This window comes from Sinorhizobium terangae, assembly GCF_009601505.1.
In the GTDB taxonomy this organism is placed as follows: Bacteria; Pseudomonadota; Alphaproteobacteria; order Rhizobiales; family Rhizobiaceae; genus Sinorhizobium; species Sinorhizobium terangae.
This window is the reverse complement of sequence record NZ_WITC01000033.1, coordinates 128,315-151,673: the sequence shown is the minus strand read 5'-3', so window position 1 is coordinate 151,673 and position 23,359 is coordinate 128,315. Positions and strand designations below refer to the sequence as shown.

Genomic DNA, 23,359 nt, shown 5'->3' with positions numbered 1-23,359 from the left:
GGAGTCCGATGGAGTTCACGCTTTTCTCGCGTGAATTCCATCTCGTTATTCATAATCGCTCTGCGGCATCGAGATGACTGCTGGGCTCACAGCCGAAACGCTATTCCCGCGGCCACTCACGCACCCGCTCTTTGGCGGCGTCGTGCGCTTGAAGTGCTACATCGCCGGTCTTGTCCAGCATCTCCTGCCCCGTTGCCATGGCTTCGCCGACTGCCGCATTCGTCCGCGCCGAGAGGTTGCTGCGTACCTCGTCAGCGGCCTCACCCATCGCCTCGTCCTCAGCCTCGGTGTGGGGCAGCGCAGCCCCTATCGCTGCGCCGACCGCAAAGGCGAGTGCGCCGCCGACCAGAGGCTGGTCGCGGAAATGCCTGAGGATAGCCGCATTGAGATGCGCGCCCTCCTCCTGCAGCGATCGGGCCGCATCCTGCGTGCGGCCCGCGAGGGATTTGCCGGCATCCGCAACGGAGCTGGACACGCGGCTCGCCGTCGCGCCAATCTGCCGCCACGTGCTGGACGCCCAGCCAGAGGCCTCGTCAAACAAAGCTCCGGCCTCGTTGCGTATTTCTTCGATCTGCTTTCCCGTGGCATCGGCAAAGCCGCGATAGACGTTGCCGTTTGGGTCGACGAAGTGGCCGGCCCGACGATCGGCAGTGTCTGTCAGGGCTCTGAAGCGATTGCCGCTTTCATCTGTGAAGTGGCTATAGCGCTCTCCGAAGCTGGCCTCCACAGGTCCGACCCGCCTTACAGAGCCCGTCACGGTTGCGAGCGGATAGTCGTCCGCACCGTCGTCCTTTAATCCGGGCGCGCGCGACCCCGGATTTGCGAGCAGCCAGGCGAGGCTTATCCCCATCAAGGCAACGGGGATCGGATTTGCCTTGAGCGCGACGCCGAGATTGCTGAGATATTCGGCTCCGCCGCTCGTCTTCGCATATTCGAGCATCTCGTCCATCAATTGTCCCGGCGACATCCGTTCCTGGATGGCGTGGAGCTTTTCTTCAATGCGTTGCCGATCGGCCTCGATCTCTCGCTGCAGCTCGGCAGACGAATGCATGTGAGAAGAATCGTTCATCGCATCTGCTCCTTAAACACGTCCACGTCGCGCTGCAGGGAGGCTGTCGTCCTGTCGAGCTTGAGGCTGCTGGCTTTCAGCGTCGACAGGCCACGCGAAATCATTGCCCAGGCGAGCAGGCCCACGACGACGCCGACAGTGGCGGCGGACAACGCTTCAGCGTTTGGCTCCGTGGCGCCGCGTGCCATGAGAAACGCGGCCAGTCCCTGGACCACCGCGGCCAACAGCACGCCAATGGCGCCAATCGCGAAAATCAAGCCGACAAGAAGCGTCTCGAGGCTCCCTGTCGCACGGTCCAAAGTCTCGGATACCTCCGTCTTGGCCAGATCGATTTCCTTGCGGAAAAGTCCGGATATGTCCGTCACCAAGCCGGTCATCAATTCCGATAGGGGGCGGTCGTCCCGATGGTCAGTCATTGCGTTGAAACTCCTCAAAATTCCACCCGCCTTCACTTGCCCGGTCAGCGGCTGACGGCGATGCGGAAGATGGCTGGGAAACTGTCCGGTGCGTGCGACGCTCGGCCGAGGCGGTCAAAAACCGACTGGCGGCCAGGCCTGCGATTGCCGCCATGCCGAGAAAGGCTAGCGGCTGCTTTCGGCCGAAGTCTTCGGCCATCCCCGCAATCTCGCCGAGATTGCGACCCTCCACATCGCGTGCAAGGCCGCGGAGCGACGTGCCGATCTGTTGCGCGTAGCGGCCGAGGGTTTGCTGGTCCGATTGTTGAAGCTCGGAGCCTACTTTCTCAACGGCCATCGCAACGCAGCTCAATTGGCGCGCTACGGCGTTCTTTTCGTGTTCGGCGGCGCGGGCTGCAGCCTCTCGGGCTTGTTCCGCCTGTTGATCCGCGAACTCTCGCATATCATTCAGGTCTTCGCGCACCGCCTGCTGTAGGTTGCGATCTGACGTGTCCTCGCCAGTTCCACCGGTTTGCGCGCCATAGGCGTCGTCGACACCTTGCGAGGTCGTCACAGGCACTCGCAACGGATCGCCAGGGCTGCGGCCGCTTGGTTCATTGTTCATTTTTCGGCTCCTCCCAGGGAGTAATGGGATCGATCACATGTATGCAAACAAACGAGCCACTTGGAGCCTTGTTCCCTGCCGGATCCGATTCTGAAACATTGCATATGTTGCTAACGCCGGTGTCCCGATATCGGCGAGACACGTGCACGCATGCAGCGGTTTACAAATGAGGTTAGCGCGCTAGTTCTGAGATGTACCGACGTCGGCACAGGCCGGCATATCGTGACGCGATCGGCTTTTTTGCCAGAGACCGCAAATCGTCACTCCAACATCCATCGAGAGGCAGATATGACCGAAGTCAAAAACGGCGACGTTGTTCGCATGCACTATACTGCAAAGTTGACGGACGGCACCGCAGTAGAGTCCTCGCAGGGTCGGGAGCCGCTTGAATTCAAGGTGGGCGCAGGCCAGATCATTCCGGGGCTCGACCGCGAGATCAGCGGCATGGCCATCGGCGAGATGAACACGGTCGCCATTCCGGCTGAGGAGGCTTACGGCCGTCATGATGACGCCCAGGTCCAGTCGGTACCGCGCTCAGCGGTTCCCGAGGGCGTCGAGATCGGGACCAAACTCCAGGCAACCACCGCGGATGGCCGTCATATGGCGTTCACCGTGACCGGTATCGACGATGAACGAGTGACGGTGGACGGCAATCATCCCCTCGCCGGCCAGGATCTGGTCTTCGATGTCACCGTCGTGGAAATCGTCAACCCATAGGCGGCGGCGCTATCGTCGCCGGTCAGATAATGCCGGCGCGGGCGGCCGCGGACTCGTATCGCGGCCCAATGTTGATCCACGCCATGCCTCAATCAGCCGATTTACCGAGCGTGTCGGCCACGTAGGCACCGCGTTTACCCATGGGCAGCGGCTTGCCTGTCGTTGAGTCCACCGCCGTCTGGTGCTCGAGCTCGGCATTGATGAGCGCGCCGACGATCAGGATCATCACCGAGAGCCAGACCCACATCATCAGACCGACAAGGACGCCCAGAGCGCCATATGTGGCGTTGTAGTTGGCGAAGTTCTCCAGATAGTACGAAAAGATCCAGGAGGCGGCGAACCACAATAATGTGCTAAAGACCGCGCCCCAGCTTAGCCATCTGAGTTTCGCCCGTTCCCGACTTGGACCGAAACGATAGATGAGAACCGTACCGATCGTGGCAAGAAGCAGCATGGCCGGCCACCTCGCAACCTTGGTCAAGATCTCTACCCAGCGATCGAGCCACAGATAGGCAAGAACAGCCGGTACGACGCCAACCGCCACGATCAGCGCGACTACGAACAGCAGGGCTGCAAAGGTGAACGCAAGGCGCAAGAGGATTCTCCGCAGAAAGCCTCTCTTTTCCTGTTCTCCGTAGGCGACATTCATCGCGTCAAAGAGCGCCGCCATGCCATTAGCCGCGCTCCACAAGGAAACGAGCAGGCTCACCAGGAAGCCGATACCGAGCGTGGACGTCTTTTGCGTTGTCAGCGCCTTCAACTGATCCATGATCAGATCGTAGGACCCGGGCGGCAACAACACGTCCAGAATGCCCATATGCGTGCCGATTGCCGATGGGTCAGCGACAAGTCCGTAGATCGAGACCAGTGCGGCCAGCGCAGGAAATAGCGCCAACAGCAGATAGAAAGTCACGCCGGCCGAGATCAGAGCGATTCGCTCTTCGGAGATTTCCGCGACCACTCGCCAGAAGACGTCCCGCATCCCTTTCGCGGGTATTTCCCTCGGTGTCGCGGCATCCCGGCCCCGCCCCGGCTCCGTGGCCTGCAGTTTTTCGGCAAGATCCGTTTCCTTCGTGCTCATGACCGCTGTCCGCTGATTTTCTCGAATGGACTTCTTCGCGCCGCACGCACTAGCAACTCCGGGGGAAATGCCTTGTTCCGACGGTTCGTCATCCTTCGAGCATCCTCCCCCACTCGATGCGCCATTCGTAGAGGAAACGTGCCGTCTCGGAATGAGATGCGCGGAACATTCGCGCTCTTCACCAGTTCCGACGGAACCACGGAATGGGCCGCGCGCCGCCAGGACGCGACCGGTAGGCATCGGCCGACGCAGTCAATGTAAGGGAACGCCCTGATGAGACTTGATCTATCCCGTGCTCGCGACCGGATGGTGGATCTCCATATCGTCCGCCGCGGGATCGATGATCCCCGTGTCGTCGAAGCCATGCGGATTGTTCCTCGCGAGGCTTTCGTCGATCCAGGCTTTGAGGAGTTCGCCTATGAAGACGCTCCGCTCGCAATCGGCGAAGGACAGACGATCTCGCAGCCTTACATCGTCGCGCTGATGATCGCTGAGGCCGAGATCGAGGCCGGCGATACGGTGCTGGAAGTCGGGACCGGCTCCGGTTACGCAGCCGCCGTTTTGAGCAGGGTCGCCGGACATGTCTACACCGTCGAACGTCACGCACCGCTCGCAAACGGGGCCAGTCAGCGTTTTGCCAGGCTCGGATACGACAATATCGACGTCCGCATCGGCGATGGAACGAAGGGCTGGCCGGAAGCGGGCCCCTTCGATGCTATTCTCGTTGCCGCTGGCAGCACCAGCGTGCCGCAAGCTCTGAAGGAGCAGCTTGATCTTGGCGGTCACATGGTCATACCGATCGGACCGGCGGGTGAGCAGCGCTTGCTCAAGGTGACCCGCGTCAACGCCACGACCTTCGAGGAGCATGACCTTGGCGGCGTCCGCTTTGTCCCGCTAATCGGCGAGCACGCCCGGAGAGATGAGCCGTCGCAACCTGCTCGATCGATCCCCCGTCCGCCTTCCCGCACGCTCCCCGAAATGGTCGCCGATGTCGCCGAGCCGTTGCCCGACCTCGACGATCCAGCCTTCGGGCGGCTCTTCGATCGCTTCGGCAACCGCCGCGTGGTATTGCTTGGCGAATCCAGTCATGGGACCTCGGAATTCTATCGCGCTCGCGCCGCCATCACCCGTCGGCTGATCGAAGAGCACGGTTTTACAATCCTCGCAGTGGAGGCCGACTGGCCGGACGCGGCAGCCGTTGATCGATATGTTCGGCATCGCCCTCACCGGCGCGGCTCGAATGCTCCATTCCAGCGCTTTCCTACGTGGATGTGGCGGAACCGCGAGGTCATGTCCTTCGTCGACTGGATGCGCGAATACAATGACAGCGTCGCCGAACAGGACCGGGCCGGCTTCTACGGACTCGACATCTACAACATGCGCGAATCCATTGCCGCCGTTCTGGACTATCTCGACAAGGTCGATCCGGCCGCCGCGACTGTCGCGAGGGAACGCTACGGGTGTCTCACCCCATGGCAAAACGATCCATCTACCTATGGTCGGGCCGTGCTGACCGCGAGCTACAACAAATGCGAGGAGGCCGTGGTGCGTCAATGCCGCGAGCTCCTTGAGCGCAGCCTGGAAGCGACCGACAGCGACGGGGACCAGCTTTTCGACGCGGCACAGAATGCCCGGCTGATTTCCGCGGCCGAACAATACTACCGGACCATGTATTATGCCGGTGCCGATTCCTGGAACTTGCGCGACAGACACATGTTCGAAACGCTCGAACACCTCCTGGAGTCGCGCGGTTCCGGTTCGAAAGCCATCGTGTGGGCGCATAATTCCCATATCGGCGATGCGCGCCACACGGAGATGGGAGCGGCTCGCGACGAGTTGAACATCGGTCAGCTTTGCCGCGAACGTTTTGGGGAGCAGGCAGCATTGATCGGTTTCGGAACGCACGGCGGCAAAGTGGCGGCAGCAAGTGCCTGGGACGGTGAAATCAAGATGAAGGAAATCCAGCCTTCCCTACCCGGCAGTTACGAAAGAGTCTTTCACGACTCGGATGTTGATCGCTTTCTGCTCGATTTCTCGCGCGACGACGCCTTGCGCCGGCGCCTGGACGAGCCGAAACTCGAACGATTCATCGGTGTCATCTACAGACCAGAGACCGAACGCATGAGCCACTACCTCCATGCATCGTTGCCGCATCAATTCGATGCTTTTGTCTGGTTCGACCTGACGACACCGGTAGCCCCTCTGATGCCGGAGCATGTACGCCCAGGCATGCCGGAGACATTCCCCTTCGGGCTCTGAGGTGAGCGACGAAGCGCGACGGGTTCGGCGCTTCCTCGGCTGCAGTTGCACAGGGCATCCGCCCGCGTTGGACGATGGCGCGGAACTTCCCCCAATTTGGCGTGTTCTCGTAGAAGATACTGTCGGCCCGGGAGAACAGCATGGCGTCAGCCGTACCGCCGCAAAAGAATTCGCGCCGGGCATCCGGATCTCTCGCGATGCCGCAACTCGTCGATGAGGAAGCCGAGGCGTTTGTCGCCGAAGCGCTCGCTGAGCTCGTTCGCTCGAAAATCTCCTTCCTGGTCGCGGGTACCTTTGCCGTCAGCGCCTATACCGGCATATCAAGGCCGACGAAGGATCTCGACATCTTTTGCAAGGCGGGCGACTACGCCCGCATCCTCAAGCACTTCAAGTCCCGCGGCTATGCCGTCGAAATCGAAGACGACCGATGGCTCGGGAAGGTGTTCAAGGGCAGGTTTTTCTTCGACGTAATCTTCGCCTCGCCGAATGGAACCATGCTGGTCAACGATGCCTGGTTCACACATGCGCTGCCTGTGGAAATCAGCGGTTGTCCCGTCTCGATCGCCGCGCCGACCGAATTGGTCTGGTCGAAGTCCTTCATCCAGCTTCGCGAACGCTATGACGGTGCCGACGTGGCGCACGTGATCTTGAAGGCGCACGACCGGATCGATTGGGCAAGATTGCTGGAATACATGGAAGTTCACTGGGAGGTGCTGCTTATCCACCTCCTCAATTTCCGATGGATCTACCCGTCCGAGCGCAACAATGTTCCGCAATGGCTGCTGGACGAACTCTTGAGCAGGCTTTCGGCGCAACGGGATCTGCCGCTGCCGCAGACGAAAATCTGCCGCGGGCGCATGTACTCGCGCCCTGACTACGAGATCGACGTCAAGGAATGGGGATTTGCCGATATCGGCGGCGATGGTGAGATGCGCGAAGGCGTAGAGGAGCAGACACCATGAGCAAGCTAAAAGTCGCCGCCGTCGCTGACCTTCACGTCAAGGAAGACAGGTCCGTCTCCTACGCGGAGTTGTTTTCTGAAATGTCGAAAGCCGCCGACGTGCTCGTCATCGCGGGCGACTTGACGGACCTCGGCAAGCCGGTTGAAGCCGAACTCCTGGCAGACGACTTGAAGTCCTGCACGGTTCCCGTGGTTGCCGTTCTTGGAAACCACGATCACCAGGGCGATGCGACGGAGGAAGTCTCTTCCATTCTCGTCAAGGCTGGCGTCCACCTTCTTAACGGCCAGGCGGTCGAGATCTCCGGTGTGGGATTCGCCGGAACCAAGGGCTTCATCGGCGGCTTCGGCCGGCACATGCTGGGTTCCTTCGGCGAGGCTGCCATTAAAACCATGGTTTCGGAGAGCGTAGACGAGGCCATGCGGCTGGAGAATGCCTTGAGGAACACCCGGGCACAGCGCGCCCTTGTCATTCTGCACTATGCCCCGATCGCCGAAACGGTTGCCGGCGAACCCAAGGAAATATATCCGTTTCTCGGATCATCGCGTCTGGCCGAGACCATCGACCGCTTCCAGGTGAGCGCGGTCGTTCACGGCCATGCGCACAAAGGCACCTATGAAGGACAAACGCCGGGCGGCGCTCCGGTGTTCAATGTCGCGGCCCATATCGAAAAGCCGACGGGCCGCCCCTACGCCATTCTCGAGCTTTGACAACGCGAGCGCGTCTCGGCACCGGACGGCGGCAAATCCTCCCATCTTGCTATCGTATATCCGTGACCCATAATGATGAGGGGCTATCTGGCGGCGAACTGGCTGAGGAGAGCCTACGGTCATGAAGGCAATGAAGGAAGAGCACCTCGCAGTCCTGCGCAGGCACATGGTCGAGGTGATCGCAATCTATGCCGACCTTGAAAGCGAGGAACTGGGCAAGGCGGAGCTCGATGAACGGGTAATGGCAGCAATGCTGCGGGTGCCCCGGCATCTTTTCGTGCCGGCTCCGGCTGCGCCCTTTGCCTACCAGGACATGCCGCTGCCGATCGGCTTCGATAAAACGGTGTCGCAGCCGTTCATGGTCGCGCTGATGACCGATCTCCTTGCTCCCCAACCGGATGAGGCAGTGCTCGAGATCGGCACCGGCCTTGGCTACCAAACCGCGATCCTCGCAGAACTCGCCGGGCATGTTTGGAGCGTCGAAATCATCGAGGAATTCGCAAACCATGCCGAGGCTCTCCTGCACGGCCTCGGCATCTCAAATATCGGCATCCGTATCGGCGACGGGTCTCGCGGCTGGCCTGAGCACGCTCCGTTCGACAAGATCCTGGTCACGGCGGCGGCTGAGGAGGCACCGCCAGCATTGCTTGAGCAGCTCAAGCCGAAGGGCCGCATGGTTCTTCCCGTGGGGTCCGAAGAACAGTTTCTGACCGTCATCGACAAGGATTCGGCAGGACAATTCGAGGCGCGGCAACTGATCCCGGTTCGATTCAGCCGGCTCGAGGCGGCCTGATCACGATGATTTCAGGGCCGTTTGCCCCACACATGCAGGCTCCCGGCTGATTGATTAGACAGACTGTCTCGGGCTGGTGCTTGCTCATCTCTCGGCTGGATCGGAATCGAACGGCGGAGCTCGGGGCTGCTGCCCGAAGACTTGCAACCTCCCCACGAAAGGCCCCCGCAGACACTATGCGCTGCGATGCCCACCCTTCCAGCTCATTGGCAGATATTCCGGCTAACAGGCCTGCAGGGCATCCAACAGGCAGATTTGGATCAATCTGCGTTCTGGAAAGCAAAATTTAACCATAGTTGTCCATCTTTTCTCAATCCGTCGTCAAGAAGGGGACAATCCAGAAGTCGCGCAGCGGTGGTCGCTCGTCGGCCCGTGGGCCTTTGCGGGATTTTTTGGCTTGATATGCGTTGTTGAGTAAGATCGTTCGTCCAAAATTTTTGCACCGTCTGTTGCGTCCATTGTTGATCACCTGCTGCGGCACCGCCCTTGCCGGCGCGACTGCGTGGTCGGTGGCTGGCATGGTCACGATGGGCAACTCCTTCGCTCATGGCTCCGGACACCTGCTGCCCAAGCCGCAACTCCATTTGGCGGAGAGGACAAGAGAGCGCCCATGGGAAAAGCACGCCAGGTTCGGCCAGGCGCCGAGCCTGGTCGCCGCCGCGGCGCAGCTCCTGCCCGCACCAAAATCCGCCCGCCATCCCGCTGTTTCGGCAGATGCCGACACAAGTGGCAAAGCGGCGCACTTCGACGCCGCGGTGAAGCTGGCCGCATTGACATCCGAGGAACTCGCCGGCCACGCTGCCAAGTCCCCCCAGGCGACTGCAAAGATCGAGGCACCTGTGCCGGAACGCTTCGGTCCACGGCCCGCCGCTTCGACTGATAAGCCCTTGACCCAACTGGCCTATGCCACCCCCTCCCAAAGCGGAGCGACCGGCGCTGCGTTCTCGGCGTTGCTGACGGCGCCGTTGGAGGATGACATCGCCGTGTCGCAGGATCCAACCGTGGACGAAGACGCCGCCCTGCCAGAGCACGAGGACACCCCGTCAGTCGGTCCTATGCCGCAGTTCCGCCCCCGCGGCGATCAAGCCGCAAAGCCTGCTGCCGAAACGGATAAATCCGAGACCGGAAAGGCCCAAGACGGAAGGGCGCCGAAGACCGAAGAGACCGGAAAGGCCGACGAACGCGAAACGCCAAAACAGCAGAAGCTCGCCTATGCGCGGCCGGACGATCCGGAGACGAGTTCCGGCAGTGGCTTCGGCCAGGCGCTGCGCAACATGTTCGGCGGCGGTGCCAGGCCGGGAAATGGCGTCGCCGTCTACGACATCACCGCCGCGAAGGTCTATATGCCCGACGGCAGCGTACTCGAAGCCCATTCCGGCATCGGCAAGATGGCCGATGACCCACGCTACGTGAATGTCAAGATGACCGGACCGACCCCACCGCACACTTACAATCTGAAGATGCGCGAAGCGCGCTTCCATGGGGTAGAGGCGATCCGCATGCTGCCTGTCGATGGAAGGAACAAGCACGGCCGCGACGGTTTCCTGACCCACAGCTACCTGCTGCGCGGCGGCCGGGCGGAATCGCATGGCTGCGTCGCCTTCAAGGACTACCCGCGTTTCCTCGCCGCCTTCAAACAGGGCAAGGTCAGGCAGATCGTCGTGGTGCCGAGCGGCGGACGCGCAGCCGGCCTGCGTTTGGCATCGAATGGAAGGAACACCTGACAGGCCGCGGTCGACTAGCGATCCGCGTCGAGGCGTGCCGGTGTACCCCGGTAGGCATGAAGGCTTTGCCAAAATCGAGCACGGGCCAACGCGCGGCCTTGTGGCCGTCCTCAGCAACCTCGTCCTCGCCCACAGCATCTTTCCAGAATGATGCTTTCCAGCGGCTTCCCCGTTGCTTTGAACAGAGCATTGTTTGATTGACATCGCCCGAACGGCGCGTATTGTAACGCAAATTGGTATGACCACTTGGCCACTAGGCCGATAATGGCCTGGATCTGCAGCGAGGATGCGATGTTCTCTGCCGTGGAATCGCGCCGCCTGTATCGGCAGGTGGCGGACCAGATGCGGAGCCTGATCGAGCGCGGCGAACTGGGGCCCGGTTCGCGGCTTCCGGCCGAGCGGGAGCTGGCGCAGAAACTGGGCGTCTCCCGCCCGACCATCAGGGAAGCATTGATCGTTCTGGAGGTCGAAGGCTTTATCGACATCCGCATGGGTTCGGGTATCTATGTGACGGCGCGCAGGGTGCCGGCGCAGGATGTGCCGCCGGAGGATTTCGAAGGTCCGTTCGAATTGCTGCGGGCGCGGGCGGTGGTCGAATGCGCCATCGCCGAAGAGGCGGCCCGGCTGGCGCGCCCCGAACATATCGCCATTCTCGACGACAACCTTACGCGCATGTCGTCAGCACTCGAGGATCGCCGTCAGGCGCTCGCGCTCGACCGTGAGTTCCATGTCCTCGTATCGAGCATCATCGCCAATCAGACGTTGAACCGTTTTGTCGGCAGCATCCACGACATGCGCATGACGCCTTACTTCGAGAAGCTCGCCAGCTATTTCGAAAACACCGACACCTGGCGGGCCGCGATGGAGGAGCATCGCGTGATCCGCGACGCAATCGCCGCCGGCGATCCGGCCGCCGCACGCGCCGCAATGCGCGCGCATCTCGACCAGTCACAGATTCGCCTGTCGGCGAGCTTCGGGGAGGAGCCGTCCGACAGCACGATACCGGCCGCATGGAGGCGTGTCGGAAGCGATTAGCGCTTTTGCTCAATCACTTCATCTTCGGAGGAGGAAGAGAATGAAATTCAGACTGTTGACGCTGCTGGGTGCGACCGCGGCCATTCTGGCTTCGGCGCTGACCGCCGAGGCCCAGACCGCGCTCAAATGGGCGCATGTCTACGAGACCTCGGAGCCGTTCCACACGGAATCCGTCTGGGCTGCCGAGGAGATCGGCAAGCGTACCGAAGGGCGTTACAAGATCGACGTCTTCCCGGCCTCGCAGCTCGGCAAGGAGGCCGATATCAACCAGGGCCTGAAGCTCGGCACGGTCGATATCATCATTTCCGGGTCGAGCTTTGCCGCGCGCGAATATGCGCCGATCGGCGTTACCTATTTCCCCTATATTTTCCGCGACCCGGCCCATCTGATTGCCTACACCAAGAGCGATGTCTTCAAGCGTCTGGCTCAAGGTTATGAGGACGCATCCGGCAACCACATTACCGCCGTCACCTATTACGGCACCCGCCAGACCACGTCGAACCGGCCGATTGCCAAATGCGCTGACATGCAGGGGCTGAAGATGCGGGTTCCGGACGTACCGGCCTATCTCGCCATGCCGCGCGCCTGCGGCGCCAACACGACGCCGATCGCCTTTGCCGAGGTCTATCTGGCGCTCCAGAACGGCACGGTCGAAGCCCAGGAAAACCCGCTGACGACGATCGAGGCGAAGAAGTTCTATGAGGTGCAGAAGCACATCGTGCTGACCGGCCATATCGTCGATCACCTGAACACGGTGGTGTCGAAGAACCTGTGGTCGCAGCTTTCCGATGCCGACAAGCAGATCTTCACCGAAGTGATGCAGGAGGCCGCGGAGCGCGCCACCAAGATCATCGAGGAGCGGGAGAAGAAACTCGTCGAGACCTTCAAGGAACGCGGCATCGAAGTGACCGAAGTCGACAAGGCCGATTTCGAGTCGACCGTGATGGACAAGGTCAAGCTTGAGGACTTCGGCTACAACAAGGAAGACTTTGAGGCCATCCGCGCCGTCAAGTGAGTGTCTTGATAGCCGAGAGCGGGATGCGGGCGGAAAACCGCTGACACTTTTCCTCGTTCCGCTCTGCCGGCGGCCGCCAGGGTCGCCGGCATTCCGTCCCCACGAACGCCGGATAAACACCATGTCCCAAGAAGTCCATTTGCAGTCGACGCCGGAGGAGCTTGCCCATTCCTTCGAAGATGCCGCCGTGCCGGCCACAAATGTTTCCAACTATGCCATCGAGGATTGGGTCACGCTCGCCTTCTTCTGGCTGATGACCGGATGCGTCTTCCTGCAGTTCTTCACGCGCTACGTGCTCAACAACTCCTACGCCTGGACGGAGGAGATCGCCACCAATTGCCTGATTGGAGTCGTGTTCCTGGGCTCCGTCATGTGCGTGCGCGTCTCGCGGCACATCCAGGTCGACGTGCTTTACCACTATTTCCCGCGGTCCGTGGCCCGCGGCATGGCGATCTTCGTCGATGTCGTGCGGATCGGCTTCTTCGCCTATGCCTGCTGGCTGATGTGGCGCTATGTGGCGGTCGTCGCCAACGAGCGCATGGTGACGGTCGATCTGCCGCGCAACATCGTCTTCTACAGCGTGATGGCCGGCTTTGTGCTGATGCTCATCCGGTCGATCCAGGTCTTCATCGCCAATCAACGCCGCGGCTATTCGGTTCTCGAAAGGCCGGAAGAATTCCACAAGATTGAGGACTGATCCATGCTGCTGCTCGTTGGTTCGTTTCTCGTGCTGATGGTGGTCGGCGTTCCGGTCGCCATCTCGATGGCCGCGGCCTCGGTCCTCTATCTTGTCTTCTACAATGTCGCGCCGGACATCATCGCCGCGCAGCGGATGATCGCCGGCGTGGAGAGCTTCCCGCTGCTGGCGGTGCCGTTCTTCATTCTCGCCGGCAACCTGATGAATTCCGCCGGCGTCACCGGCCGCATCTATTCCTTCGCCGTCGCCCTCGTCGGCTGGATGAAAGGCGGTCTCGCGCAGGTCAACATCATCGGCTCGGTGATCTTCTCCGGCATGTCGGGCACGGCACTTGCGGACGCCGCCGGCATCGGCACGATCGAGATCAAAGCGATGAAGGATCACGGCTATCCGGTCGAGGCGGCCGTCGGCGTGACCGCCGCCTCGGCGACGCTTGGACCGATCTTTCCGCCGTCGCTGCCCTTCGTCATCTACGGCATGATGGCGAATGTCTCGATCGGCGCGCTGTTCATGGCCGGCATCGTTCCCGGCGTGGTGATGACGGTGCTGATGATGCTGACGGTGGCGATCTATGCCTACAAGCGCGGCTGGGGTTCGGATACGCCCTTCGAGATGAAACGGCTGCTCTCGGCCTCGCTCGAGGTCGTCGTTGTCCTCGCCGTGCCCGTCGTCGTCTATCTCCTGATGGCGGCAGGCCTGTCGATGAACGCCGCCGTCGGCATCGCCCTTGTCGTGCTTCTTGCGCTCGACTGGTACTTCGACTTCTCCGCCGTCATGGCGCTGATGACCCCTGTGATCCTGATCGGCGGCATGACGATGGGCTGGTTCACGCCGACGGAGGCGGCCGTTGCCGCCGTTCTCTGGTCGCTGTTCCTGGGGCTCGTGCGCTACCGCACGATGACCGTGTCGACGCTCACCCGGGCGACCTTCGACACGATCGAGACGACCGCATCGGTGCTTTTCATCGTCACGGCCGCCTCGATCTTCGCCTGGCTCCTGACCGTCAGCCAGGCCGCCCAGATGCTCTCCGGCGCGATCCTGACCATTACCGAGAACAAGTGGGTTTTCCTGATCCTGGTCAACCTCCTGATGCTCTTCGTCGGCTGCTTCCTGGACACGATCGCCGCGATCACCATCCTGGTTCCGATCCTCCTGCCGCTTTCGACCCAGTTCGGCATCGACCCGGTGCATTTTGGCCTGATCATGACCCTCAACCTGATGATCGGCCTGCTGCACCCGCCGCTTGGCATGGTGCTCTTCGTGCTCTCGCGCGTGGCGAAGCTTTCGGTGGAGAAGACGACCATGGCGATCCTGCCCTGGCTCTTGCCGCTTTTCATCGCGCTGATCCTGATCACCTTCGTCCCGGCGATCACATTGTGGCTGCCGGGCGTCGTCGGGCTGATCCGCTGATGGCAGGAGCACCCATGCGCACCCGTCTCGCCCGGCTCTACGGCCAACGTGATCTGAGGCTGGAGGCCGAGGTCGTCGCGGAGCCCGGCGAAGGCGAGGTGCTGTTGAAGATGGCGGCCGGCGGCATCTGCGGTTCCGATCTTCACTACTACCAGGATGGCGGCTTCGGCCCCATCCGGGTGCGCGAGCCGATCATCCCCGGCCACGAGGCTGCCGGCTATGTTGCTGCGCTTGGGGCCAACGTGTCCCGACTTGCAGTCGGCGAGTTGGTGGCGGTCAATCCGAGCCAGCCCTGCGGCGCGTGCCGCTTTTGCGCGGAGGGGCTCGCTATTCATTGCCTCAGCATGCGGTTCATGGGCAGCGCCATGCGTTTCCCGCACACGCAGGGCATGTTCCGCGATTGGCTCGTCGTGCCAGTGAGCCAATGTTTTGCCGCGGGCGCACTCATCAGTGCCGGCGAGGCGGCCTGTGCCGAGCCGCTCGCGGTTTGCCTTCACGCCGTGGCGCAGGCCGGGGACCTCAACGGCAAAAAGGTGCTGGTCACCGGCGCCGGGCCGATCGGCGCGCTCGTGGTCGCTGCCGCCCGCCATGCGGGAGCCGGGATGGTCGTCGTGACGGACCTTGCTGATGCGGCGCTTGAGCGGGCAATGGCGATGGGTGCGACCCGGGCCGTCAACGTCCGGCGCGAGCCGGCGGGCCTTGCCGCCTACGAGGTGGACAAGGGCCAGTTCGACGTGGTTTTCGAATGCTCCGCGGCCGAACCGGCCCTGCGCGGCGCGATCGCCGCGGTCAGACCGCGCGGTCTGATCGTGCAGGTCGGCGTCACGGGCGACATCACCCTTCCGCTCAACGCGATCGTCGGTAAGGAATTGCGCCTCGTCGGATCGCAGCGCTTCGACCGCGAGTTCGCGTTGGCCGTCGACCTCATCGCCCATCGCCGGATCGATGTCCGGCCGATCATTTCACACAGCTTTCCGGTCGAGCAAGCGGTCGCGGCCTTCGAACAGGCCGGCGACCGCTCCGTTGCCTGCAAGGTGCAACTGACATTTCTTTGCTAAGTGAACTCTGTGCGCTGGAACGGATTCGAGCGATCTTGGGACCGCCCCTGTCACGGCACCAACTTTCAGTGGACGGCGAACGCCTACAAAGTCCTGCCCTCATAATACCGCTCTGACCTACTGCATGATTCCTTAAATCGGAATCGATTTAAGGGTAAAATCACGCAGCAAATCAAAGTGCTACAGCGGCCTTGGCGCGCCGGGTTGGACGCGCGGCGCTGTAAGCCTCCCTTCAGATTTGCTCGCTTCTGGCTATCACCCGCTCCATCCCCGGAATTTTGCAAATCGTTTTGCAAAACGATTTGCAAAACGATTTGTAATCGCTTATTCAACAAGACATGACAACGATTGCCAAAGTCGCGAAACGAGCGGGCGTATCTCTGACCACGGTCTCTCATGTGTTGAATCATGCAGACCGCGTCTCGCTAGAAATGCGTCGGAGGGTAGAAGCGGCGATAGCCGAGCTGGGCTACGTACCGAACCCCCAGGCACAGAGCCTGCGCACGGGGCGGACCAACCTGGTGGCAATGTTGATCCCGGATATCCGCAACCCTTTCTATCCGGAACTCGTGAAAGCCGCGCAATCGGATCTCGAGGCGACGGGGCTCGATCTTTTGATCTTCAACACCGACGTTCCCGGCGGTCACTCGCAGGAGCACAGCCACCAATATCTGAAACAGATACGCAACCGCCGGATCGATGGATTGATCGTCGGCGACTTTGCGCTGCATGGCATGCACGACACATTGATCGGCATAGACATTCCCACCGTCTTCATCGGTGACCTGCCCAATGCGGCGGTCGACAGCGTCAAGATCGACGATTTCGGCGGCGGCTACCAGATGGGTGCTTACCTCGCCAGGAAAGGCCACAAGCGCGTCGCGCAGGTCACGGGCCCGTCCTTCTTTGCCGAGGCCATGGCAAGAGCGGCGGGTTTCGAGCAGGGACTGCGCGATCACGGGGTCGAACCGATCGCCGAGCTGCGGCGCGAGGGCACCTATCTCAGCCCATCGGGACAGGAGGCCGTGGGTTGGCTGGTGGAGACCCATGGCGACCGCCTGCCTTCAGTCATCTTTTTCGGCAATTATCTCATGGCGGCGGGTGCAATCGCCGAATTCCATGACCGCGGCATTCGCATTCCCGACGACGTTGCGATTGCCGTTTTCGGCGACCAGCCACAGCTCGAATATGTGCGGCCGCGCATCGCGCGTGTCGGCAACAGCCCTTCGCTGCTTGCCCATCGAGCGGCCGCCATGCTGCTCGAACGGTTGTCGGGCGAGTATTCAGGGCCGCCTCGCTCGGAGGTGATCCCCTGCATCCTTCACGCCTTCGATACGGCGTAAGGCGAAGCCGTCCCCGGAGGAGGAGCCCCGGGGGTATTTACCAGCAAAACCCGGGAGGAAGTAATGAGTGACAAAAAGAAGGCATTTCCGACACTGACGCGACGCGGCCTGCTCAAGGGCGGTGCGGCGGTGGCCGGCGGCATCGTCGGCCTCGGCGGATTTCCCTATATCAATCGCCTGGCGGTGCGGGCACAGGAAACGCCGCTGAAGTTCTGGCAGTTTTATGCGCCCGGTGGACCGGTGGCGAGCCAGGTCGAATGGTTCGAAAAGACGGTCGCGGACTGGAACGACAGCCACCCGCAGAAGATCGAGCTCGAGTTCATTCCGAACTCCGAGTATATCAGCGGTCCGAAACTGGCAACCGCGTTTGCCTCCGGCGAAGGGCCCGACATCTTCATCATCTCGCCGGGCGACTTCCTGCGCTACTACAATGGCGGCGTCCTCAAGGACCTGACCCCCTTCATCGACGAAGCCACCAGGGCGGATTTTCCGGAAAGCGTCATCGCCAACCGCATGGTGGACGGCAAGGTCTTCGGCATCCCGATGGAGGTCGAACCGATGGCCATGTACTATTCGGTCAAGGCATTCGAGGAGGCTGGCCTCAACGAGAACGACGTTCCCAAGACGTGGGAGGAGTTGCTGGAGGTCGCCAAGAAGCTGACGACACCCGAGCGCTTCGGGGTGATGTTCGAGACCCAGCCGGGCTATTACCAGAACTTCACGTGGTATCCCTTCCTCTGGCAGGGCGGCGGCGAGTTCCAGACGGCGGACGGCAAGAGCAGCTTCGATTCACCGGCCACCGTGCAAGCGCTCAAGTTCTGGCAGGATGCGATCAACAGCGGCGTGGCGCCCCGCCAGATCATGGGTGCGGGCGGGCATGACACCATCGCCAACCTCGCATCTGGCTATGTCGCCATGCAGAACGTCGGCATCTGGGGCATTTCGCAGCTTCAGAGCAATGCCAAGGACTTCCAGTACGGCGTCTTCCGGCTGCCCACCCCGCCGAACGGCAAATATGTGACCGTGGGTGGCGGATGGGCGTTCGTTGCCAATGCCAAAGGCCGCAATTCCGACGCGGCGGGCGAATTCTGCGCCTGGGCGCTCGCCTCCAAGGAACAGGGCTCGATCGATCGGGTCGCTACCTGGTGCACCAAGGGGAAATCCGACATGCCGCCGCGCAACAGCGCGCTGAAGGCTGGCGGCGAGGCCTTCTCGTCGGGCATGATCGGCACGTTCGCCAAGGAGATCCATCCCGGAACCCGGGCGGAGCCGCGCGTGCCGCCGGAGGTCTACAAGATCATCTCCGACGCGATCCAGCAGACGCAACTGGGCGGCGCCGATCCGCAAGCCACGGCGACGGCCGCCTCCCAGCAGCTCGACGCGTTCCTTTCGAGCTACCAGGGCGCGCCGATCCTTTGACGGCCAAACCGGCGGCCGCATTCGATGCGGCCGCCTCAGCAAGCTGGGAATGACGTCATGACAACGATTGCCGAAACGGCCGCGCGGCGCAGGCACGCCGGCCGGACTCGCCTTTCCGCCAAGCACCGCGAGTGGATCGCGGGCTATCTGTTCGTTTTGCCGGACGCATTGGGACTGCTCGTTTTTCTCGGCGTGCCGATGGCACTCTCCCTCGCGCTCAGCGTCTTCGAGGTGAACGGTTTCGGCGGCTATTCCTTCGTCGGTGCGAAGAATTACCTGCGCATGTGGAACGACCCGTTGTTCTGGAAGGGCGCGAAGGTGACCGCCCTCTATGCCGTCATGCTGGTCCCGCTGCTCTACGCATGCGGGCTGGGCCTTGCCCTTCTGGTCCAGCGCACCGACCGCTTCAACACCGTCATGCGTTCGATGTTCTTCGCACCGCACATGGTCAGCCTCGTCGTCGTCGCGCTCGTCTGGCAGTTCATGGTGGTCGACAAGATCGGCGTGGTCAGCAGACTGACGGCCGCACTCGGCATCGGCGGTTTCTCTTTCCTCGGCGACCCCAACTTCGCGCTCATCACCATCGTCCTGGTCAGCGTCTGGTTCCTGATGGGGTTCTACATGCTGATCTTCCTGGGCGGTCTGCAGGACATTCCCCGCCAATATTACGAAGCGGCGATGATCGACGGGGCCGGCGCCATCGCCCGCTTCTGGTTCATCACGCTGCCGCTTCTCAAACCCACGAGCTTCTTCGTGATCATGGTGTCGATGGTGGCAGCCGTCGCAGGCGCACAGGCCTTCGACATCATCTACGTCATGACCAAGGGCGGGCCTGCCAACGCCACGGCGGTGCTGATCGTCTACATCTACCAGCAGGCCTTCGGCTTCGGCGCCTTCGGTTATGCGGCGGCCATGGCCTCCATCCTGGTCGTGGCGCTCATGATCGTGACAGCGGTGTTCTTTGCCCTGACGCGAGGAGGACGTTTCAACCATGAGCAGTAAGCGCCCCCAGCCCTATTTCTCCCGGTCGCAGGTCACGCTGGTGCGTGGCGTCTGGATGCTGGTGACGGCCAGCCTCGCCTTCATGACGCTGTTTCCGCTCTTCTGGATGGTGTCGATCGCCTTCAAGCCGGCGGCGGAGTCGTTCTCTTCGAACCTCATCCCGCAATCGCCGACCCTCGACAATTTCATCTATGTGCTGACCGCCGTTCCATTCATCCGCTACATGACCAACAGCTTCCTGGTGTCGGCCGCGGTGACGATCGTGGCGCTGTTCTTCCACACCATGGCCGGCTATGCGCTGGCGCGGCTGAGATTTCCCGGCCGCGAGGTGCTGTTTCTCTCGATCTTCTCGACATTCCTCGTCTCGCTGCCGGTGATCATTGTGCCGCTCTTCGTCATCGTCAAAGCGATGGGCATGCTCAACTCCTACGCGGGGTTGATCATCCCGGCGATCTTCAATGCCTTCGGCATCTTCCTGCTCAGGCAGTATTATCTGTCGCTGCCGAAAGAGATCGAGGAGGCCGCACGCATCGACGGCGCGGGTTACTGGCGGATCTACTGGAGCGTCATCCTCCCGCTCAGCCGTCCCATCATGTCGGCACTGGCGATCCTGTTTTTCCTGGCCAACTGGAATTCGTTCCTCTGGCCGCTCACCATCACCTCGGACCCCAATCTCTGGGTCGTCCAGCTCGGGATTGCGAATTTCAAGAGCCAGTATTCCGCATCCTGGAACTACATGATGGCCGCCGCCACCATCGTCGCGATCCCGACGCTCATCCTCTTCGTGATCTTCCAGAGGCAGATCATGGATTCCCTCAAGACCAGCGGACTCAAGTAAGGCCGCGACAGCACATTGCACAGGAGAAATTCGAATGACCAATGCCGGCCTCTCGCCCCTTCGCGGTCTCGCGAAGCTGCGCAACGCGAAAACGCGCCGCTTCTCCAGCTACGACCGCACCGGCGGCAATGACGACAGGCTGCATATCGAACCCGGCAAGACGGTGGTGATCGGCGAGCACGAAGGCGCCGGCATCATCACCCATATCTGGGCGACGCTCGCATGCGAGAGCGAGGATTTCCTGCGCAAGATCGTGCTCAGGGCCTATTGGGACGGTGAGACGGAGCCGAGCATCGAGGCGCCCATCGGCGATTTCTTCGGCATGGGCCATGCCCGCACCGCCAACTATGCCAGCCTGCCGATGCAGGCGAGCCCGGAGGACGGCAAGGCTTTCAACTGCTACTTCCCCATGCCCTTCGGCTCGCACATGAAGTTCACCGTCACCAACGAGGCGGAACACGACCTCCTCTTCTACTACTACATCGATCTCGAGCTTCACGATGTTCTCGAGGAGGACATGGGCCGCTTCCACGCCCATTACCGCCAGGCACGGCCGGCGGGTATGAGCGAAGCCGGCCTGACCAACGAACAGTTCCTCTTCGGCGGCGAGAACGTCGACGGCCGGCAGAATTACACGATCCTCGCAGCCGAGGGGCGCGGCCATTACGTCGGCGTCCTCTACAGCGTCTATTCGCGTCGTCGCTCGGATGTCTGGGATTGGTACGGCGAAGGCGACGACATGATCTTCATCGACGGCGAGCAGGGATTGTCGGTGCCCGATACGGTTCGCAAGCCCGATCCGCGCATCGGTCCCAAAGCGGCGTTGATCGAACCGCGGCCGGAGTCGGAGCCGGGCGACAATGATGCCTGGCCGCCGACCCTGCACGGCACGGGCACGGAAGACTATTTCAACACCGCCTGGTGCCCGACCCAGGACTATAGCGCCCCCTATCACGGCATCATCGCAGCCGGCGGCCCCAACTGGACCGAGCCGGTCACGCTCTACCGCTGGCATATCGAAGACCCCGCTATCTTCCAGAAGAGCATTCGGGTGACAATCGAACATGGTCATGCCAACCGCCGCGCCGACGATATCTCCTCCGTCGCCTTCTGGTACCAGGCAGAGCCGCACAAGCCCTTCGGCAAGTTCCCCGATGTCGCGGAGCGGGTGCCGACCTATCGCCGCCCGTTCCACAACATGGAAGCGGCAATGAAGAAAGCGAGAGGGTGAGATGGCCAGCGTCGAAATCAGGAATGTGGTCAAGCGCTATGGTTCACTGGAAGTCGTTCATGGTGTCTCGGCAGAGATCGCCGACGGCGAATTCGTCGCTTTGGTGGGCCCATCGGGCTGCGGCAAGTCCACGCTTCTGCGCATGATCGCCGGCCTTGAGGAAATCTCCGACGGAGCGGTCGTGATCGGAGGGGACATCGTCAACGAGGTCGCTCCGAAGGACCGCAACATATCGATGGTCTTCCAGAACTATGCGCTCTACCCGCACATGACCGTTGCGGAGAACATGGCCTTTGCACTTCGCCTCGCTCGACTCCCGAAGGACGAACAGAAGAAGAAGGTCGGCGAAGCGGCTACCATGCTTGGCCTGGAGGGTCTGCTCGACCGTTATCCCGGCCAGCTCTCGGGCGGCCAACGCCAGCGCGTCGCCATGGGCCGGGCCATCGTCCGCCGCCCGGAAGTCTTCCTGTTCGACGAACCGCTCTCAAATCTCGACGCAAAGCTCCGCGTGCAGATGCGTGCCGAGATCAAAGGTCTGCACCAGCGCCTGCGCACCACCAGCATCTACGTGACGCATGACCAGATCGAAGCCATGACGATGGCCGACCGCATCGTCGTGATGCGCGACGGCAATGTCGAGCAGATCGGGACGCCGCTGGAGCTTTTCGACAATCCTCGCAATCTCTTCGTCGCGAGCTTCATCGGCAGTCCTGCGATGAATTTCATCAAGGGCGAGGTTGTCGACGGCACGTTCCGAGGGCCCGGCGGCTTCGTTATTCCTGCCGCCAATCTGGCTCATAGCGGACCGGCCGTCGCGGGAATAAGGCCAAACAAGCTGCAAATCGGCGCCACCGGCCCCTCCGCCAAGGTGCTGATCGTGGAACCGACCGGCGACGAAACACACCTTCTGGTGGAGCTTGGCGGAGCACAACTGGCAATGCTGCTTCGCGAGCGCGTCAGCCTCGCACCCGGCGACCAGATCGGTCTCGCCTTCGCTTCCGCGGACGTCCACTTCTTCGACGATCAGAGCACGCTCCGACTTGGCAGGGGCGACCCAAAAGGGGCACCGTGCAGCCCCTGATGCAGTGCTTTTGATGTGTGGTTGCTGTAGCTGCCAGTTTTGCAAAGCTCTGAGGGCCGGCCTGCTCGCGGACGGGCTGTTGCTTCGTTGTGTTCCGCTCTCGCAGACAAGTCCGACGCCCGTCCCTGCCAATCGCATGCGTGGCACCAGGGATGAAAGCATCTACACCAGCGCGCCAAGCACCAGCGCCGCATAGGTAAGCTGGTGCAGCAGTTGATCGGCTCCGTGCATTGCCCAGTAGGTCCGGATCGTCGCAGCCTTCCCCATCCTCGCAGCGAAGGAGGTTTCTTTGTTCGGCGGCGCGCTTTACGGTTGCCTCTTCCGGATTTCCTTCTCGGGCGAGCTCGCCTATGAGCTTGCGGTTCCGGCCGGCTACGGTGAAAGCGTCGCCGTTGCGTTGATGGAAGCCGGAAAGGGCCACGGCATCATGCCCTACGGTGCCGAGGCGCTCAGTGTTCTGCGCATTGAAAAAGGCCATGTGACGCATAACGAGATCAACGGCACGGTTATCCCGGCCGATCTGGGCTTCGGCAAGATGGTCTCGGCGACCAAGCCCAATTTTATCGGCAAGGCGATGCTGCAGCGCGAGGGGTTGGCTGCGCCCGACCGGCCGCAACTGGTGGGCGTCGTGCCGCTCGACCCGAAGCCGTCGTTCCGCAGCGGTTCGCACATTCTCGCCAAGGGAGCGGCGGCCACGCTCGAGAACGACGAGGGCTATGTGACCTCGAGCGCCCATTCTATCGCGTCCACTATCACACCGGTTCCGGGTGGCGTCGGACCGATGACCATCGCCATGCTAATGGCCAACCGCGTGATTGCCGCTTACAGAGCCTCCAGGGTGAAACTTCCCGAGCAGCTTTCAACGCTGATATCTGGTTGACTGCAGGCGGCTACAGCA

General features: G+C 61.7%; 21 protein-coding genes and 1 pseudogene. 18 read left to right on the top strand and 4 right to left on the bottom strand.

Going from position 1 to position 23,359, the window contains the following annotated elements; translation table 11 throughout:
- Positions 1-100 precede the first annotated feature (100 nt).
- The 3 genes from GHK62_RS08275 to GHK62_RS08265 are packed head-to-tail and all read right to left on the bottom strand — an operon-like array spanning position 101 to position 2,089.
- A complete protein-coding gene (locus tag GHK62_RS08275; protein ID WP_153437990.1) occupies positions 101-1,069 on the bottom strand; it encodes a DUF3618 domain-containing protein in 969 nt (322 codons plus the stop codon).
- The gene (locus tag GHK62_RS08270; RefSeq protein WP_153437988.1) at positions 1,066-1,485 is read right to left on the bottom strand and encodes a phage holin family protein; all 420 of its coding nucleotides are present in this window, start codon (positions 1,483-1,485) and stop codon (positions 1,066-1,068) included. The genes GHK62_RS08275 and GHK62_RS08270 overlap by 4 nt, the downstream gene beginning before the upstream one ends.
- Positions 1,478-2,089 carry a nutrient deprivation-induced protein gene (locus tag GHK62_RS08265; RefSeq protein ID WP_153437986.1) on the bottom strand — a complete coding sequence of 204 codons (612 nt, stop codon included), beginning with the start codon at positions 2,087-2,089 and terminating at the stop codon, positions 1,478-1,480. The genes GHK62_RS08270 and GHK62_RS08265 overlap by 8 nt, the downstream gene beginning before the upstream one ends.
- Positions 2,090-2,377: 288 nt before the next feature.
- Between GHK62_RS08265 and GHK62_RS08260 the strand changes: the two genes are divergently transcribed.
- Positions 2,378-2,806 carry an FKBP-type peptidyl-prolyl cis-trans isomerase gene (locus tag GHK62_RS08260; RefSeq protein WP_153437984.1) on the top strand — a complete coding sequence of 143 codons (429 nt, stop codon included), beginning with the start codon at positions 2,378-2,380 and terminating at the stop codon, positions 2,804-2,806.
- 88 nt (positions 2,807-2,894) lie between these two features.
- On the opposite strand, the gene GHK62_RS08255 is transcribed toward GHK62_RS08260, so the two are convergent.
- Entirely contained in the window at positions 2,895-3,887 is a 993-nt protein-coding gene (locus GHK62_RS08255) for a YihY/virulence factor BrkB family protein (protein ID WP_153437983.1), read from the bottom strand.
- Positions 3,888-4,160: 273 nt separating this feature from the next.
- On the opposite strand from GHK62_RS08255, the gene GHK62_RS08250 reads away from it, so the two are divergent.
- The 17 genes and pseudogenes from GHK62_RS08250 to GHK62_RS34180 form a co-directional block, all read left to right on the top strand.
- Positions 4,161-6,146 (top strand): protein-L-isoaspartate(D-aspartate) O-methyltransferase, encoded by a 1,986-nt coding sequence (locus tag GHK62_RS08250; protein WP_153437981.1) that lies wholly within the window; start codon positions 4,161-4,163, stop codon positions 6,144-6,146.
- A 140-nt stretch (positions 6,147-6,286) separates the two neighbouring features.
- Complete coding sequence (locus GHK62_RS08245; RefSeq protein WP_153437979.1) at positions 6,287-7,108, top strand: nucleotidyltransferase family protein; 822 nt, start codon at positions 6,287-6,289, stop codon at positions 7,106-7,108.
- On the top strand, positions 7,105-7,815 hold the full coding sequence (locus GHK62_RS08240) for a metallophosphoesterase family protein (protein ID WP_153437977.1): 711 nt from the start codon (positions 7,105-7,107) through the stop codon (positions 7,813-7,815). The genes GHK62_RS08245 and GHK62_RS08240 overlap by 4 nt, the downstream gene beginning before the upstream one ends.
- A gap of 121 nt (positions 7,816-7,936) precedes the next feature.
- Positions 7,937-8,608, top strand: coding sequence for a protein-L-isoaspartate(D-aspartate) O-methyltransferase (locus GHK62_RS08235; protein WP_153437976.1), 672 nt, complete (start codon positions 7,937-7,939; stop codon positions 8,606-8,608).
- Between the two features lie 449 nt (positions 8,609-9,057).
- Positions 9,058-10,332 carry a tlde1 domain-containing protein gene (locus GHK62_RS08230; RefSeq protein ID WP_234886824.1) on the top strand — a complete coding sequence of 425 codons (1,275 nt, stop codon included), beginning with the start codon at positions 9,058-9,060 and terminating at the stop codon, positions 10,330-10,332.
- Positions 10,333-10,623: 291 nt separating this feature from the next.
- On the top strand, positions 10,624-11,367 hold the full coding sequence (locus GHK62_RS08225; protein WP_153437973.1) for a FadR/GntR family transcriptional regulator: 744 nt from the start codon (positions 10,624-10,626) through the stop codon (positions 11,365-11,367).
- Positions 11,368-11,407: 40 nt separating this feature from the next.
- Positions 11,408-12,382: a sialic acid TRAP transporter substrate-binding protein SiaP gene (locus tag GHK62_RS08220; protein WP_153437971.1), complete on the top strand. Its 975-nt coding sequence runs from the start codon at positions 11,408-11,410 to the stop codon at positions 12,380-12,382.
- 121 nt (positions 12,383-12,503) lie between these two features.
- The gene (locus GHK62_RS08215) at positions 12,504-13,079 is read left to right on the top strand and encodes a TRAP transporter small permease (protein ID WP_153437969.1); all 576 of its coding nucleotides are present in this window, start codon (positions 12,504-12,506) and stop codon (positions 13,077-13,079) included.
- 3 nt (positions 13,080-13,082) lie between these two features.
- Positions 13,083-14,489, top strand: coding sequence for a TRAP transporter large permease (locus GHK62_RS08210; RefSeq protein ID WP_153437967.1), 1,407 nt, complete (start codon positions 13,083-13,085; stop codon positions 14,487-14,489).
- 14 nt (positions 14,490-14,503) lie between these two features.
- Positions 14,504-15,547 (top strand): L-idonate 5-dehydrogenase, encoded by a 1,044-nt coding sequence (locus GHK62_RS08205; protein WP_167528189.1) that lies wholly within the window; start codon positions 14,504-14,506, stop codon positions 15,545-15,547.
- Positions 15,548-15,885: 338 nt separating this feature from the next.
- Complete coding sequence (locus GHK62_RS08200) at positions 15,886-16,890, top strand: LacI family DNA-binding transcriptional regulator (protein WP_153437963.1); 1,005 nt, start codon at positions 15,886-15,888, stop codon at positions 16,888-16,890.
- A gap of 63 nt (positions 16,891-16,953) precedes the next feature.
- Entirely contained in the window at positions 16,954-18,309 is a 1,356-nt protein-coding gene (locus GHK62_RS08195) for an ABC transporter substrate-binding protein (protein WP_153437961.1), read from the top strand.
- A gap of 57 nt (positions 18,310-18,366) precedes the next feature.
- Positions 18,367-19,311, top strand: coding sequence for a carbohydrate ABC transporter permease (locus tag GHK62_RS08190; RefSeq protein ID WP_153437959.1), 945 nt, complete (start codon positions 18,367-18,369; stop codon positions 19,309-19,311).
- Positions 19,301-20,149 carry a carbohydrate ABC transporter permease gene (locus tag GHK62_RS08185; protein WP_153437957.1) on the top strand — a complete coding sequence of 283 codons (849 nt, stop codon included), beginning with the start codon at positions 19,301-19,303 and terminating at the stop codon, positions 20,147-20,149. Before GHK62_RS08190 ends, GHK62_RS08185 begins: the two co-directional genes overlap by 11 nt.
- Before the next feature lie 34 nt (positions 20,150-20,183).
- Positions 20,184-21,380 (top strand): glycoside hydrolase family 172 protein, encoded by a 1,197-nt coding sequence (locus GHK62_RS08180; protein WP_153437955.1) that lies wholly within the window; start codon positions 20,184-20,186, stop codon positions 21,378-21,380.
- A gap of 1 nt (position 21,381) precedes the next feature.
- Positions 21,382-22,461, top strand: a complete 1,080-nt coding sequence (locus GHK62_RS08175; protein ID WP_153437952.1) for an ABC transporter ATP-binding protein — start codon at positions 21,382-21,384, stop codon at positions 22,459-22,461.
- Positions 22,462-22,714: 253 nt separating this feature from the next.
- Positions 22,715-23,341, top strand: a pseudogene (locus tag GHK62_RS34180) (hypothetical protein); the annotation flags it as partial.
- Positions 23,342-23,359 lie beyond the last annotated feature (18 nt).